This window comes from Mycobacterium attenuatum (genome assembly GCF_900566085.1).
Lineage (GTDB): Bacteria > Actinomycetota > Actinomycetes > Mycobacteriales > Mycobacteriaceae > Mycobacterium > Mycobacterium attenuatum.
Genome location: NZ_UPHT01000021.1, coordinates 1 through 15,552, shown reverse-complemented (window position 1 = coordinate 15,552; position 15,552 = coordinate 1). Strand labels below are relative to the sequence as shown.

At 64.3% G+C, this 15,552-nt stretch carries 13 protein-coding genes; 10 read left to right on the top strand and 3 right to left on the bottom strand.

All coding sequences use genetic code 11. From position 1 onward, the window contains the following. The first annotated feature begins 10 nt into the window (after positions 1 to 10). The 4 genes from EET13_RS03515 to EET13_RS03500 all read left to right on the top strand — a co-directional run bounded on the left by EET13_RS03515 (position 11) and on the right by EET13_RS03500 (position 3,864). On the top strand, positions 11 to 2,029 hold the full coding sequence (locus tag EET13_RS03515; RefSeq protein WP_168991225.1) for a prolyl oligopeptidase family serine peptidase: 2,019 nt from the start codon (positions 11 to 13) through the stop codon (positions 2,027 to 2,029). Between the two features lie 79 nt (positions 2,030 to 2,108). Next, positions 2,109 to 2,357 (top strand): DedA family protein, encoded by a 249-nt coding sequence (locus tag EET13_RS03510; RefSeq protein WP_023370349.1) that lies wholly within the window; start codon positions 2,109 to 2,111, stop codon positions 2,355 to 2,357. A gap of 42 nt (positions 2,358 to 2,399) precedes the next feature. Further along, positions 2,400 to 3,338, top strand: coding sequence for a crotonase/enoyl-CoA hydratase family protein (locus EET13_RS03505; RefSeq protein WP_023370347.1), 939 nt, complete (start codon positions 2,400 to 2,402; stop codon positions 3,336 to 3,338). Between the two features lie 76 nt (positions 3,339 to 3,414). Continuing rightward, positions 3,415 to 3,864, top strand: coding sequence for a DUF5078 domain-containing protein (locus tag EET13_RS03500; protein WP_023370345.1), 450 nt, complete (start codon positions 3,415 to 3,417; stop codon positions 3,862 to 3,864). A gap of 104 nt (positions 3,865 to 3,968) precedes the next feature. Here EET13_RS03500 and EET13_RS03495 read toward each other — a convergent pair whose 3' ends face one another. The 3 genes from EET13_RS03495 to EET13_RS03485 all read right to left on the bottom strand — a co-directional run bounded on the left by EET13_RS03495 (position 3,969) and on the right by EET13_RS03485 (position 8,330). Further along, positions 3,969 to 6,947, bottom strand: a complete 2,979-nt coding sequence (locus tag EET13_RS03495; RefSeq protein WP_122440992.1) for an MMPL/RND family transporter — start codon at positions 6,945 to 6,947, stop codon at positions 3,969 to 3,971. Further along, on the bottom strand, positions 6,944 to 7,390 hold the full coding sequence (locus EET13_RS03490) for an MmpS family transport accessory protein (protein ID WP_122440991.1): 447 nt from the start codon (positions 7,388 to 7,390) through the stop codon (positions 6,944 to 6,946). The genes EET13_RS03495 and EET13_RS03490 overlap by 4 nt, the downstream gene beginning before the upstream one ends. A 253-nt stretch (positions 7,391 to 7,643) precedes the next feature. Continuing rightward, entirely contained in the window at positions 7,644 to 8,330 is a 687-nt protein-coding gene (locus EET13_RS03485; RefSeq protein WP_122440990.1) for a TetR/AcrR family transcriptional regulator, read from the bottom strand. A gap of 349 nt (positions 8,331 to 8,679) precedes the next feature. Between EET13_RS03485 and EET13_RS03480 the strand changes: the two genes are divergently transcribed. The 6 genes from EET13_RS03480 to EET13_RS03455 all read left to right on the top strand — a co-directional run. Then, complete coding sequence (locus EET13_RS03480) at positions 8,680 to 9,096, top strand: MmpS family transport accessory protein (protein ID WP_122441025.1); 417 nt, start codon at positions 8,680 to 8,682, stop codon at positions 9,094 to 9,096. Next, positions 9,093 to 11,999, top strand: a complete 2,907-nt coding sequence (locus EET13_RS03475; protein ID WP_122440989.1) for an MMPL/RND family transporter — start codon at positions 9,093 to 9,095, stop codon at positions 11,997 to 11,999. The genes EET13_RS03480 and EET13_RS03475 overlap by 4 nt, the downstream gene beginning before the upstream one ends. Positions 12,000 to 12,050: 51 nt before the next feature. Continuing rightward, a complete protein-coding gene (locus tag EET13_RS03470; protein ID WP_122440988.1) occupies positions 12,051 to 13,364 on the top strand; it encodes an NAD(P)/FAD-dependent oxidoreductase in 1,314 nt (437 codons plus the stop codon). Then, entirely contained in the window at positions 13,358 to 14,077 is a 720-nt protein-coding gene (locus tag EET13_RS03465; protein ID WP_122440987.1) for a DUF1365 domain-containing protein, read from the top strand. Before EET13_RS03470 ends, EET13_RS03465 begins: the two co-directional genes overlap by 7 nt. After that, entirely contained in the window at positions 14,074 to 15,354 is a 1,281-nt protein-coding gene (locus tag EET13_RS03460; RefSeq protein WP_122440986.1) for a class I SAM-dependent methyltransferase, read from the top strand. Before EET13_RS03465 ends, EET13_RS03460 begins: the two co-directional genes overlap by 4 nt. Before the next feature lie 17 nt (positions 15,355 to 15,371). Continuing rightward, a partial coding sequence (locus tag EET13_RS03455; protein WP_122441024.1) for a DUF1295 domain-containing protein occupies positions 15,372 to 15,552 on the top strand: 181 nt, incomplete at its 3' end.

Below are 15,552 nucleotides of genomic sequence, written 5' to 3'. Positions count from 1 at the left end.
AATGGCTTCCATGACATCTGAGGCGCCGGACGACCCGTACTTGTGGCTTGAAGACGTCACCGGCGAGAGCGCACTCGACTGGGTGCGCGCACGCAACGGGCCCGCCATGGCGCAGTTCTGCAGCGGCGAGTTCGAGCGGATGCGGGCCGAGGCGCTCGAGGTGCTCGACACCGACACCCGAATCCCCTACGTGGTGCGCCGCGGCGATTACCTGTACAACTTCTGGCGCGACGCCGCCAACCCGCGCGGGCTGTGGCGGCGCACCACGCTGGACAGCTACCGCGCCGACAAGCCGGAATGGGATGTCCTGATCGATGTCGACGAACTCGGTCGGGTGGACGGCCGGAAATGGGTGTGGGCCGGCGCCGGCGTCATCGAGCCCGACCACACCCTGGCCCTGGTCAGCCTGTCCCCAGGCGGGTCGGATGCGTCCGTCGTGCGTGAATTCGATATGCGCACACGCCAATTCGTCGACGGCGGATTCGAGCTGCCGGAAGCCAAGTCCCAAATCACCTGGCAAGACCCGGATACCGTGCTGGTGGGCACCGACTTCGGCGCCGATTCGCTCACCGAATCCGGCTACCCCCGCGTGGTCAAGCGATGGCGCCGGGGCACCCCGCTGGCCGAGGCGCAGACGGTGTTCGAGGGCGCCCGCGCCGACGTGCGCGTCATGGCGTCGGTGGATCGAACCCCTGGCTTCGAGCGCACCATGATTGCGCGTGCCCTCGACTTCTGGAACGACGAGGTCTACGAGCTGCGCGGCGCGGAGCTGATCCGTATCGATGCGCCCACCGACGCCAGCGTGTCCGTGCACCGCCAGTGGCTACTGATCGAACTGCGCACCGACTGGACGCTCGGCGCCACCACCTATACCGCAGGTTGCCTGCTGGCCGCTCACTACGACGAATTCCTTGCTGGCACGGCGCAATTGAACGTGGTATTCGAGCCGGACCCACATACCGCCCTGTATCAGTACACGTGGACCCGTGACCGGCTGCTGATCGTGACGCTGGCGGACGTGGCCAGCCGCGTCGAAATCGCCGCCCCGGGCGACTGGCGCCGCGAACCGTTGTCGGGCATCCCGGCAGCGGCCCACACCGTCGTCGTCACCGCCGACAGCCACGGTAACGAATTGTTCCTCGACTCCAGCGGGTTCGACCGGCCGTCACGACTGCTGCGCGGCACCGACGACGGGCAACTCGCCGAGATCAAATCTGCACCGACGTTCTTCGACGCCGGAAATCTCACGGTGGCACAGCATTTCACCGACTCCGACGACGGGACGCCCATCCCGTATTTTGTCGTGCGACCCGCGAACGCCGACGGACCCGGCCCGACGCTGCTCAGCGGCTACGGCGGATTCGAGGTGCCCAGGACACCCGCATACGATGGCGTGCTGGGCCGGTTGTGGCTGGCCCGCGGCGGCACCTACGTGCTGGCCAACATTCGCGGCGGCGGTGAGTACGGACCCGGCTGGCACACCCAGGCGATGCGCGCGGACCGGCACAAGGTGGCCGAGGACTTCGCCGCCGTCGCAACGGATTTGGTGAAACGCGAGATCACCACCGTCGCGCAGCTCGGCGCCCGGGGTGGCAGCAACGGCGGGCTGCTGATGGGAATCATGCTGACCAAGTACCCGGAGAAATTCGGCGCGCTGGTCTGCGATGTGCCGCTGCTGGACATGAAGCGCTATCACCTGCTGTTGGCCGGAGCCTCCTGGATGGCCGAATACGGCGACCCCGACAATCCCGAAGACTGGGAATTCATCTCCGAATACTCGCCGTACCAGAATATTTCGGTCGAGCGGCAGTATCCGCCGGTGCTGTTGACCACCTCCACGCGTGATGACCGCGTCCACCCGGGCCACGCTCGCAAGATGACGGCAGCGCTGGAAGCCGCCGGCCATCGTGTCTGGTACTACGAGAACATCGAGGGCGGGCACGCCGGCGCGGCCGACAACGAGCAGCTGGCCTTCAGATCGGCGCTGAGTTACTCATTCCTGCACCAGATGCTGGGCGGCCGCGGGTAACCGCACTGGTCGTGGTCGCGACGTCTAGCGGCGCCGATCTCTGGGCACCCTTACGCGGCCGTCAATCGCGCTGGTCAGGGTGGAGGGCTTCGGGGTAGCGCTGCCCGGCCAAACGATCCCGATCGCGGCCGGGCTGTACGCCCGCACCGGACAGTTGAACCTCGTGGCCGTCCTGGCGCTCGGCATCCTGGCGACCGAGCGTTTCTTCGCCAGGCGCGGCGCCATTTTCGTGGCCGGCGCACGGTTCATCGACGGGCTGCGCCAGGACGACGGGATCGTTGCCGGGGTGGCCCACATGCGCTGGTGTCTCCCGCTGAACCGCGCTTGAGACTGCTTGACACTGAAGTCCCCCAGCGGCTTCGCTTCGGCTATGTCTTTTTCCCGGCCTGTTCCCCCGTCCATACCCGACTTCGAAACGCTGCTCTACGCCACGGCCGGGCCGGTCGCCACCATCACGTTGAATCGCCCGGAACACCTCAACACCATCGTTCCGCCCATGCCCGACGAGATCGAGGCCGCGGTGGGGCTGGCCGAACGCGACCGGGACATCAAAGTCATCGTGCTGCGCGGCGCCGGACGCGCCTTCTCCGGCGGTTACGACTTCGGCGGTGGCTTCCAGCACTGGAGTGAGGCCATGATGACCGACGGCAGGTGGGATCCGGGTAAGGATTTCGCGATGGTCAGCGCCCGCGAGACGGGCCCGACCCAGAAGTTCATGGCGATCTGGCGGGCGTCGAAGCCGGTGATCGCGCAGGTGCACGGCTGGTGCGTGGGCGGCGCCAGCGACTATGCGTTGTGCGCCGACATCGTGATCGCCAGCAACGACGCCGTGATCGGCACCCCGTACAGCCGCATGTGGGGGGCCTATCTGACCGGGATGTGGCTGTACCGGCTGAGCCTGGCCAAGGTCAAATGGCACGCGCTGACCGGCCGGCCGCTCACCGGTGTCCAGGCCGCCGAAGTCGAGCTGATCAACGAGGCGGTGCCCTTCGAGCGCCTCGAGGCCCGCGTCGCCGAGATCGCCACCGAGCTGGCGCGAATCCCGTTGTCGCAGCTACAGGCCCAGAAGCTGATCGTCAATCAGGCCTACGAGAACATGGGACTGGCGTCCACCCAGACGTTGGGCGGCATTCTCGACGGCCTGATGCGCAACACCCCCGACGCACTCGAGTTCATCAAGACCGCCGAAACCCAGGGGGTACGGGCCGCGATCGAGCGCCGCGACGGCCCGTTCGGCGACTACAGCCAAGCTCCGCCGGAGCTGCGGCCCGACCCGAACCACGTGATCGTCCCTGATGGCAATGCATAGTGAGACGGGCTAGCAATGTGACCGAATGTGACTGCCGACGCTATGCCCGGGCCCCGAAAGTGTTACGGTGACAACTATGTCTCGGCTGAGTTCCGGCCTGCGCGCAGGCGTTGTTTTTCTCGCGTTGGGCGTCGCCGCAGTGGTCGCCCCGACGACCGCGGCGGCCGATTCCACGGACGACTTTCCGATCCCTCGCCGGATGATCGCCACCACCTGCGATGCCGAACAAATATTGGCGGCCACCAGGGATACCAGTCCGGTGTACTACGAGCGGTACATGATCGACTACAACAACCATGCGCAGTACCAGCAGGCGACCCAGGACAAGGTGCACTGGTTCTTCTCGTTGTCACCCGCGGACCGCCGGGATTACTCCGAGCACTTTTACGACTCCATCGATCCGCTGTGGTGGGGCTGGCGCAACCACATGAAGATTTTCTTCAACAACAAGGGCGTGGTCGCCAAGTCCACCGAGGTGTGCAACCAATACCCGCCCGGCGACATGTCGGTGTGGAACTGGGGGTAGGCGCCGCCGTTCGCCGAGGTCGACGGCAGCGCGAGGTTTTCGCATGTTCTTGCGGCTGGAGTCAATCACGCTGTCGCTCAAAATGATTGATCCCCGTCAGTAATTCAGTAATGCGGAGTGCTCACCGGGAATCGATCGGTGTCCGCGGTTCCGGAGGGGTTTGCGGACTTGCCGTCGCGGGGCAGCAACAGGGCACGAACCAAGGGTCGCGGGCCGTAAGGCCGAAGTAGCTGGCTGGCCGGGCGCGTGCGCACCCGCTGCGGCCACCAGAACCAGCGGCCCATCAGCGCCGCCACCGACGGCATCATGAACGACCGCACAATCAGCGTGTCGAACAACAGACCCAGTGCGATCGTCGTTCCCACCTGTCCGATCACCTTCAGATCACTGAAGACGAACGAGGCCATGGTGGCGGCGAAGACCAGGCCCGCGGAAGTCACCACCGCACCGGTGCCGGCCATCGAGCGAATGATCCCGGTCTTTATCCCGGCGCCGATTTCCTCCTTGAAGCGCGATACCAGCAGCAGGTTGTAGTCCGATCCGACGGCCAGCAGCAGGATGACCGACATCGCCAGCACCATCCAGTGCAATTCGAAACCGAGGATGTCCTGCCAGACCAGAACCGAAAGCCCGAATGAGGCACCCAACGACAACAGCACCGTACCGACAATGGTGAAGGCCGCCACCACGCTTCGGGTAATGACCAGCATGATGATGAAAATCAAACTGGCGGCGGCAATTCCGGCGATCATGAGATCCCATTTGGAGCCGTCGCGCATATCCTTGAAGACCGCGGCGGTTCCACCGAGATAGATCTTGGCGCCCTCCAGCGGAGTTCCCTTGATGGCCTCCTTGGCCGCCTTCAAGATCGGTTCGACGTGTGAGATGCCTTCGGGGGTGGCCGGGTCACCTTCGTGGGAAATGATGAAGCGAACCGCATGCCCATCCGGCGACAAGAACATCTTCAGGCCCCGCTTGAAGTCGGGGTTGTCGAAAACCTCCGGCGGAATGTAGAACGAGTCGTCGTTACGCGACGCGTCGAACGCCTGCCCCATCGCCGTCGAATTCTTGGACATCTCGTCCATTTGGTCATACAGCGACGACATCGAGCTGTGCATGGTCAGCATCATCGTCTTCATCGTCTTCATGGTCGCGATCTGCGGCGGCAACTGGGCAAGCATCTGCGGCATCAACACGTCCAATTGATCCAGGTTGCCGGAAAGTTCCGCCAGCTTCTCGTCGATCTGGTCCAGACCGTCCAGCGCATCGAATATCGACCGCAGCGACCAGCAGATCGGAATGTCGTAGCAGTGCCGCTCCCAATAGAAGTAACTGCGAATCGGCCGCCAGAAATCGTCGAAATCGGCTATGTGATCCCGCAATTGGTTGGTGATGACGACCATTTCGTGCGTCAAGACATCCATATTGTGGGTGACTTTCACCGTCTGGGCCATGATGTCGTACATGTGCTGCATGGTGTCGATCGACTGCTGCATCGCGTCGGCCTGGGTCAGCATGTCGGCCATCCGCTGCTTCATGTACTGCATGTTCTCGACCTGGACAGTGTTTTGCATGCTGATCTGAAACGGAATCGAGGTGTGCTCGATTGGCCTGCCCAACGGCCGGGTGATCGCCTGCACCCGCGAAATACCGGGCACATGAAAGACCGCTTTGGCGATCCGGTCGATGACCAGCATGTCGGCCGGATTGCGCATATCGTGATCGGTTTCCACCAGGAGCAGCTCCGGATTCATCCGGGCCTGAGAGAAATGACGACCGGCAGCTGTGTAACCCACATTGGCGGGGGTCCACGGCGGCAGATACTTCTTGCTGTCGTAATTGGTCTTGTACCCCGGCAGGGCAAGCAGCCCGATCAGGGCGATCGCGATGGACACGGCCAGGATCGGTCCGGGCCAGCGCACGATCGCGGTGCCCACCCGACGCCAGCCCCGGGTCCGCATCTTGCGCTTGGGATCGAAAATCTTGAAGTAGCTTCCGACGACCAGCACGGCCGGCCCCAGGGTGAGGGCGGCAAGCACCGCTACCAGCATCCCTATGGCGCACGGGGCGCCCAGGGTCTGGAAATACGGAAGCCGGGTGAAGCTCAGGCAATACATCGCGCCGGCAATCGTGAGGCCGGAGCCGAGGACCACGTGCGCCGTCCCGTGGAACATCGTGTAGAAGGCCTTTTCCCGGTCCTCACCGAGGCCGCGCGCCTCTTGATATCGGCCGAGCACGAATATCGCATAGTCGGTACTGGCTGCGATCGCCATCAGCACCAGCAGATTAACCGCGAAGGTGGAAAGCCCGATGATGTTGTAATGCCCCAGGAAAGCGACGACTTGCCGGGCCGCCATCAACTCGATTCCGACCATCACCAGGACCAGCAGCACCTGGACAATGGATCGGTATACGAACAGCAGCATCACGATAATCACCAGAAAGGTGATCATCGTGACTTTCTTGACGCCTTTGTCGCCGGACGTGGACTGATCGGCGGTGAGCGCGGCCGCACCCGTGACATATGCCTTCACACCCGGCGGGGCCGCAACGCTGTCGACGATCTCGCGCACCGCTTCGACGGACTCGTTGGCCAGGGACTCGCCCTGGTTGCCGGCGAGGTTCAGCTGGACGTAGGCCGCCTTGCCATCGGGACTCTGCGAACCGGCCGCCGTCAGGGGATCACCCCAGAAATCCTGGATGTGCTGAACGTGTTTGGTGTCGGCGGAAAGCCTGCGGATCAGTTCGTCGTAATAGTGGTGGGCTTTGTCATCGAGCGGCTGGTCGCCTTCCAGCACGATCATCACCGAGCTGTCGGTGTTGAACTCATGGAAGACTTTTCCGACACGCTTCATCGCGACCATCGACTCCGCGTCATTGGGGCTCAACGACACGGTGTGGTCTTTACCCACCTTTTCCAGCGACGGGACGAAAATGCTGAGAACGACGACCAGTCCAATCCAGAGCAGCACGATTGGCACCGCAAGACGGTGAATTATCCGGGCCAACGACGGCCGTTTGCCGGCCCCGTTTTCGGTTAGGCCCGCGGGACTGTTTTCGGTGGCCGTCGGGATATCGCTCATGCCGATTTCACCAAGCAGAAGGTTTGGGCGTTCACTTCGTTCTCGGACCTTTCGTCCTTGACTTCGCCGTTGACGATGATGCGGCAACCGATCTGGTTACTGTCGCCCTGCGCCACCACGTTCACGCTCACCGAGGGCAATGTCGTCGTGACGGATAGCGTCCACGGCAGCGGCACATTGCTGACCCGCTGGGGTTGGGCATTGATGTCCAAATAGTTGATGTTGGCGATGGTTCCGGGGGGACCGAACACCTCATAAACCACGTGCTTGGGGTTGAACGGCTTGATGTCGTCGGCAATGCCGCTGGTGATCGGTCCCTTGTCGGTATAGCCGAAAAAGCCGCGTAGCCGGTAGACACTGAAACCAGCCACCCCGACCACGGCAATGATGACGAGCGGGATCCACACTCGCTTCAGCGCGCCGGCAACCGAAATCCTTGCCACCGATCACCTTCCGCTCGCCGGGACCGGGACCATGCGTCGCAGCGCTCGAGCCACCGCGCGCGCCGGGTTTGTCGAAGGGATCCGGGGAGCAAACCCGAGGCGGCCGGCAACGGCCGGTGTAGGTGACCACCCCATCCCGATGGTTTGTTGCACTAAGTATCTTAGACGTACCCCGGGCGGGCAGCTGAAGCTCGCCCCCGCCATGGTCTCAACCGGTTGTGGTCTGGTCACAAAGCTTTCCATCCTCGGTGGCTCAGGGAGATTCGGCGGTGAGGCCGAAACAGGTCGCGGTGAGGAGCCGGGTAAGCGCGGAGGCGAAGTCGAGATTCCACTCAGGCGGCAGGACGTCCGGCTCCTCGACGTAGGCGTCGGTGAGCCGCTCCGGCGGATTGGCTATCTGCCACAGCGTCGCCGCCAACGAGTAAGCAGCTAGCAGGATATCGAAGGCCCCGGAACGGCCCAGCGCCGGCAGCGCGTTCTCGATCGCGTCCGCGAGCGCGATCACGGCGGTGGTGCTGGTGCGCTTCACCTCGACCACCCGGTCGACATCCACCTCGTGTTCGAGGTGCAGGTGAAGGTTGGCCAGCAGATCACAGAACAGCGGATCGGCGGCCAGACCGTTGGCCAGAGCCTGCGCCACCCGCGAGTGCGACATCGGGCCGGGCTCACTCAAGCTGTCGCATACCGTCTTCGACCAGCGCACCCATCCCTCGGCCGCGAGGTGCAGCAGGACCTCCTTGTGGGAGGTGAAGTAGCGGCGCACCGCGGAGTAGTGAATCCCGGCGCGGCTGGCGACGGCGGTCAAGGTCACCGACGCCACCCCGGTTTCGGACGCCAGCGAACGCGCCGCTTCCATCAACGCTGCGGCACGCTGACGCTTGTTCTCTTCGGTGCGGGCGCGCCGGAACGTGAGTTGCGCCACGGGCCGAGGATAACGCACATCATGTGATTTGCGAGTGGTAGGCCAACCGAGTAGCGTCCCGTTACGCACGTGATATGCGTTACACCATGGCCCGACAGGGAAGGAGTCGCCGCCCAGACGGCAATGATTTACTTAGGTAAGGCTAGGCACAGTATTACCGACTCGAGGTGATTCACGATGACCCACGGCGGCATGCGGCGATCACCGTTGGCCTTGAGTCCGGACGAATCGGCTGCGTGGTCGTGGTGCTCTGTTGCTGCGAAAGCCGCTGAAAGCCTGGGAAAGTTCGGAAGGACCTCTACGAGGCGGGTATGGTTCGCCCGTAGCAAATACCAACCGGCGAAGGGAACTTGAGATCTTCAAGGCGCTGTCGCGGACGTGGATCGCACTGGTAATCCTGGCGGTGATCGTCGTCGGGGGGTTCACCGTGCACCGAATCCGGGGCTTTTTCGCGTCCGAAAAACGGGAGTCCTATTCCGACAGCAACCTCGACAGCAAACCCTTCAACCCCAAGAAGATCGCCTACGAAGTCTTCGGTCCGCCCGGGACGGTGGCCGATATCAGCTATTTCGATGTCAATTCCGATCCGCAGCGAGTCGATCAAGCCGTGCTGCCGTGGTCGTTGCAGTTCACCACGAATTTGGCGGCGGTGATGGGAAACCTTGTGGCCCAAGGTGACAGCAACAGCATCGGTTGCCGGATCACCGTGGACGGCGTGGTCAAGGCGGAGAAGGTTTCACACGAGGTCAACGCGTACACCTACTGCTTGGTGAAGTCGGCGTGAGCATCAAGTACGCGAACGACCCCGACACCGGCAGCCACGCCGAAAAGCCGCTGATAGCGCGGATCATCCACGCGCTCGCGGTGCCGATCATTCTCGGCTGGCTGGTGATCTGCGTTGCGCTCAGCGTTTTCGTGCCGTCGCTGGAAGAAGTCGGGCAGGAGCGCTCGGTATCGCTGAGCCCCAAGGAAGCGCCGTCGTATCAGGCCATGAAGCACATCGGTCAGGCGTTCAACGAGGGCAACACCGACAGTGTCGCCATGATCGTCTTGGAGGGCAAACAGCCGCTCGACGACGCGGCCCACAAGTATTACGACGTTCTGATCCGCAAACTGCGCGCCGACACCAAACATGTCCAGAGCGTCCAGGACTTCTGGGGGGACCCGCTCACGGCCGCCGGAGCGCAAAGCAACGACGGCAAAGCCGCCTACGTCCAGCTGAATCTCGCCGGTAACCAAGGCGAGCCGCTGGCCAACGAGTCAGTCGAAGCGGTGCGCAAGATCGTCGCGGACACGCCGGCACCGCCCGGGGTCACGACGTACGTCACCGGGGCCGCGGCGCTCGTCGCGGACATGCACCACAGCGGCGACAAGTCGATGGTCAAGATCACGGTGACGACGGTCGTGGTGATCTTCGTGATGTTGCTGCTGGTCTACCGCTCGCCGATCACCGTCGTCATGCTGTTGCTGACGGTCGGGGTGGAATTGACCGCGGCCCGGGGAGTGGTCGCACTGCTCGGGCACACCGGGGCCATCGGACTGTCCACCTTTGCGGTCAGCCTGTTGACCTCACTGGCCATCGCCGCCGGCACCGACTACGGCATCTTCATCTTCGGGCGCTACCAGGAGGCCCGTCAGGCCGGGGAAGACCGGGAAACGGCCTTCTACACGATGTACCGGGGTACCGCCCACGTCATCCTCGGCTCGGGCCTGACCATCGCCGGAGCCACGTTCTGTCTCAAGTTCGCCCGGATGCCCTACTTCGAAACCCTCGGCATCCCCTGTGCGGTAGGCATGCTGGTGGCGGTGTTCGCAGCGCTGACGCTGGGGCCCGCGGTGCTGAACGTGGGCAGCCGATTCGGACTGTTCGACCCCAAGCGGCTACTCAAGGTGCGTGGCTGGCGCCGGGTCGGCACGGTGGTGGTCCGGTGGCCATTGCCGGTGCTGGCCGCCACCTGCGCCGTCGCCCTGGTCGGCCTGCTCGCATTGCCCGGATACCGCACCAACTACAACGACCGCTCCTACCTGCCCAACTTCATCCCCGCCAACGAAGGATTCGCCGCCGCGGAGCGCCACTTCTCGCAGGCCCGGATGAAGCCCGACGTGCTGATGATCGAGTCGGATCACGACATGCGCAATCCCGCGGACTTTCTGGTGCTGGACAGGCTGGCCAAAGGCATCTTCCGGGTTCCGGGCATATCCCGGGTGCAGGCGATCACCAGGCCCGACGGAACGGCGATGGACCACACGTCGATCCCGTTTCTGATCAGCATGCAAAACGCCGGTCAGGTGCAGACCCTGAAGTATCAGCGGGACCGGATCGACGACATGCTCAAGCAGGCCGACGAGATGGCCAAGACCATCACGATCATGAAGCAGATGTACAGCCTGATGTCGCAGCTGGCCGACAACACTCACCACATCGTCACCGACACCGAAGAGATGCAGCAGATCACCAACGAACTGCGCGACCATATCGCGGACTTCGACGACTTCTGGCGCCCGATCCGTAGCTACTTCTACTGGGAGAAGCACTGTTACGACATTCCCATCTGCTGGTCCTTCAGGTCGATATTCGACGCGCTGGACGGACTCGACCAGGTGGACGAGAAACTCAGCGCCCTGGTGGCCGACACCAAGAACATTGACCGGCTGATGCCGCAGATGCTCGCGACTTTCCCGCCGATGATCGACAGCATGGAGAGCATGCGGACCATGATGCTGACCATGCACAGCACCATGGCCGGCTTCTACGACCAGATGAACGAGATGAGCGAAAACGCCAACGCCATGGGCAAGGCGTTCGATGCGGCCAAGAACGACGACTCGTTCTATCTGCCTCCCGAGGTCTTCAAGAACAAAGACTTCCAGCGGGCCATGAAATCGTTCCTGTCGCCCGACGGGCATAGCGCCCGCTTCATCATCTTGCACCGGGGAGACCCGCAATCACCCGAGGGAATCGCCAGCGTCAATGCGATCCGCACCGCGGCCGAAGAGGCGCTCAAGGGAACCCCGCTCGAGGATTCCAAGATCTATCTGGCCGGTACGGCGGCCGTCTTCTACGACATCGCCGACGGCGCCAAATGGGATCTCCTTATTGCCGGGATCTCTTCGCTGTGCCTGATTTTCATCATCATGCTGATACTGACGCGCGCCTTTGTTGCGGCGGCGGTGATCGTGGGCACGGTGGCGCTTTCGCTGGGTGCCTCATTCGGGCTGTCGGTGCTGCTGTGGCAGCACATCCTCAGCATCGAGTTGCACTACATGGTGCTGGCCATGTCCGTGATCGTTCTGCTGGCCGTGGGGTCTGACTACAACCTGCTGCTGGTCTCGCGGTTCAAAGAGGAAATCGGCGCCGGGCTGAACACCGGCATCATTCGCGCGATGGGCGGTACCGGCAAGGTCGTGACCAACGCCGGGCTGGTATTCGCGTTCACCATGGCGTCCATGGCCGTCAGCGATCTGCGGGTGATCGGCCAGGTGGGCACCACCATCGGCCTGGGTTTGCTATTCGACACGTTGATCGTGCGCTCGTTCATGACGCCGTCGATCGCCGCACTGCTGGGCCGCTGGTTCTGGTGGCCGATGAAGGTGCGTTCACGCCCGGCCCGAATCCGGTCGGCACCAAGCGGTTCCGGGGATGAGCCGCAAACCGACCGGCTGATGGCGATGAGCGGCGAACACTAACGCCGGTTTGGTCCATCCCGTCCGAGCTGCCGACGGTTCCGAATACCTGATGTGCAGCAACGACACCCCTCAGAACGCTCGATAGCGGTCATCGGCAGCGGCGTGGCCGGCCTGACCGCCGCCTACGTGCTGTCCGGCCGTGACCGAGTCACCTTGTACGAGGCCGACACCCGGCTCGGCGGACACGCCCACACCCACTACGTCGATCGAGACGACGGGACCCACGATGGCCTCATCGCGGTCGACTCGGCGTTCCTGGTCCACAACGACCGCACGTACCCGACGCTGTGCCGGCTGTTCGACGACCTGGGTGTGGCCACCCGGCAGTCGGACATGTCGATGTCGGTGCGAGCCGATGACATCGGCCTCGAATATGCCGGGGCTCTGGGATTTCGGGGACTGTTCGCCTGCCGGCAGGCACTGCGCCCCCGCTACCTGCTGATGCTCGCCGAGATTCTGCGCTTCCACCGTGCGGCCTCGCGGCTGCTGCGCGCGGAAGCGGGCGACGAGCTCGAAACATTGGAGGCGTTCCTCAAGCGGCACCGCTTCTCGTCGTTTTTCGTCGACTATTTCATCACTCCGCTGGTGGCCGCGGTGTGGTCGTGTGCGAGCGAGGACGCGTTGCGCTACCCGGCCCGGTACCTGTTCGTCTTCCTCGACCATCACGGCATGTTGTCGGTGTTCGGCTCGCCCACCTGGCGCACCGTCACCGGGGGCTCGGCCACCTACGTGCAGGTGATCGCCTCGCGGCTGGCCGAGGTGTCGACGGGGACCCCGGTGCATTCGCTGCGCCGGGTCGCCGATGGCGTGGTGGTGCAAGCCGGTCACGACGCGCCGCGATTGTTCGACGCCGCCGTCGTCGCCGTGCATCCCGACCAGGCCCTGCTGCTCCTCGACGCGCCGACCGCCTGGGAACGGCACGTGCTGGGGGCGATCCCCTACTCGACCAACCGGGCCCAGCTGCACACCGACGAGTCGGTGTTGCCCCGCCACCGTGGCGCGCGCGCGTCCTGGAACTACCTGGTGACACCGGGCAGCGACCGTGTGGTGGTCAGCTACGACGTCAGCAGGCTGATGCGCATCGACGACAAGCGACGGTTCCTGGTCACCCTCGGCGGCCATGACCGGGTGGATCCGGCGTCGGTGCTTGCCGAGATGACCTACAGCCATCCGCTCTACACACCGGAATCGGTTGCCGCCCAAAGCGCGTTGCCGACCCTCGATGACGATCGGGTGGTGTTCGCCGGCGCATACCACGGCTGGGGATTCCACGAGGACGGTGCCGCCTCGGGGCTGCGCGCGGCCCGGCGGCTCGGCGCCGACTGGCCGGTATCGACCCGGCGGGAGGCGGTGGTGTCATGCTGACTCCGGCGATCTACCGCACCACCATCACCCACGCGCGACGCGCCCCGGTGCACCACGCCTTCGAATACCGAAGCTACAGCTGGTATGTCGACGTCGACGACCTGCCGCGACTGCCGTGGTGGCTGCGGCCGTTCGCACGGTTTAGCGCCGACGATCACTTCGCCGCCGCGTCGTCGGGCAGGCCGCACGGTTCGCTGCGTGACCGGCTGGAGGCGTTCTTCGATGAGCGCGGCGTCGCCGTTCCCGACGGCCGGATCACCGCATTGCTCCAGGCCCGCGTGCTCGGGCATGTCTTCAACCCGTTGAGCCTCTATTGGTGTCACGACCGCGACGGCCGGCTACGCCATGTGGTGGCCGAAGTGCACAACACCTACGGCCAACGCCACGCCTACCTGCTGCCGCCGGCCGATCTGCCCGTGGTGACGGCCAAGGCGTTCTATGTCTCGCCGTTCAATGACGTCGATGGGCGTTACGTGGTGCGAGCGCCGCGGCCCGACCACGAAGTCGACGTGACGGTGACACTGCACGGCGAAAAGCACCCGGCGTTCCCGGTATTCACCGCGAACCTTCGCGGGACGCGGCGGCCCGCGACAACCAAAGAAGTCGCGATCATGCAAATCATCTCTCCGCTGGCCCCCCTGGTGGTGGCCGCCCGAATCCGGATACAGGGGATCACACTGTGGTTACGTCGAGTTCCAGTGGTATCGCGATGAGCATCGAGGCTAGCGAAACCAATTCCGTTGCAGTCGATTACGAGCGCTGGCCGGCCGTCGCCAAGGTGCCGGCCGGATCTGTCGCCGCGGTGTCGGGCGCCGTCGCCGACTGGCTGTTACGGCGCTCGGTCGCCCGGCTACCGCTGCGACTGGTCTATCCGGACGGCACGGTGATCGGTGCTGGTGACGCGATGTCGGCGACACTCACGGTTCACCGACCGCAGGCGCTGGCACGCCGGATCGGGCGTCACGGGCTGATCGGCTTCGGCGAGTCCTACATGGCCGGCGAATGGTCGTCGCAGGACCTCACTGCGGTGCTGACGGTCCTGGCTCAGTCGGTGGCCGACCTGGTGCCGCGCGCGCTGCAGTGGCTGCGCCCGCTGGCGCCCGCGTTCGAGCCGACGTGGCGCGATCCCAGCCGCGATCAGGCCCGGCGTAACGTCGCCGAGCACTATGATCTGTCGAACGACCTATTCGCTGAGTTCCTCGACGAGACCATGACCTATTCGTCCGCGCTATTCCGCGATCTGCCGGCCTCGTGGCCGGATTTGGCGGCGGCTCAACGACACAAGATCGATCGGCTGCTCGACATGGCCGGCGTGGGACCGGGTAGCCGGCTACTGGAGATCGGCACCGGCTGGGGCGAGTTGTGCATCCGGGCGGCCGGCCGCGGCGCCCGGGTGCGCTCCCTCACCTTGTCGGTGCAGCAGCAGCGGCTGGCGCGTCAGCGCGTCGCCGCGGCGGGTCTGTCCCATCGGGTGCAGATCGACTTGTGCGACTACCGCGACGCGGGCCAGGGCGCCGACCGTTATGACGCAGTACTCTCGGTGGAGATGATCGAAGCCGTCGGATACCGCTGCTGGCCAACCTATTTCGGCGTGCTCGACCAGCTGGTGCGCCCGGGTGGACGGGTAGCTATCCAGGCGATCACGATGCCCCACGACCGGATGCGGGCCACCCGCAACACCCGTACCTGGATCCAGAAGTACATCTTCCCCGGCGGGCTGTTGCCGTCCACGGAAGCCATCACAGCGATCACCGAGCGCCACACCAGCCTGCGCACCCTCGACACCGCCTCGCTGCGACCGCACTACGCCGAGACCCTGCGGCTGTGGCGGGAGCGGTTCGTCGAGCGGCGGGATCGGTTGGCGCACTTGGGCTTCGATGAGGTGTTCGCCCGGATGTGGGAGCTCTACCTGGCCTACTCCGAGGCGGGATTCCGGGCCGGCTATCTGGATGTCGTCCAATGGACATTCGAGCGCAAGGACGACCGGTGAGCGAGGCCGGCATCGTGCTGGTGTCGGGCGCCTCGGCGCTGGCACTGGTCGCTGTGCATTCGACGACCTTCCTGATCGGCCGGTGGCTGGGCCGCTACAACGTCGTCGACGTCGCGTGGGGGCTGGGGTTCATCGCGGTAGCGGCGGTGGCGGCCATATTCGGCACCGGCGCTACCGCGATGAACCCCAGCCCCCACG

Coding starts and splice junctions, on each gene's coding strand:
- EET13_RS03515 (WP_168991225.1), top strand. CDS start 11: ATGACATCTGAGGCGCCGGACGACCCGTACTTGTGGCTTGAAGACGTC.
- EET13_RS03505 (WP_023370347.1), top strand. CDS start 2,400: ATGTCTTTTTCCCGGCCTGTTCCCCCGTCCATACCCGACTTCGAAACG.
- EET13_RS03500 (WP_023370345.1), top strand. CDS start 3,415: ATGTCTCGGCTGAGTTCCGGCCTGCGCGCAGGCGTTGTTTTTCTCGCG.
- EET13_RS03465 (WP_122440987.1), top strand. CDS start 13,358: ATGCTGACTCCGGCGATCTACCGCACCACCATCACCCACGCGCGACGC.
- EET13_RS03495 (WP_122440992.1), bottom strand. CDS start 6,947: ATGAGCGATATCCCGACGGCCACCGAAAACAGTCCCGCGGGCCTAACC.
- EET13_RS03460 (WP_122440986.1), top strand. CDS start 14,074: ATGAGCATCGAGGCTAGCGAAACCAATTCCGTTGCAGTCGATTACGAG.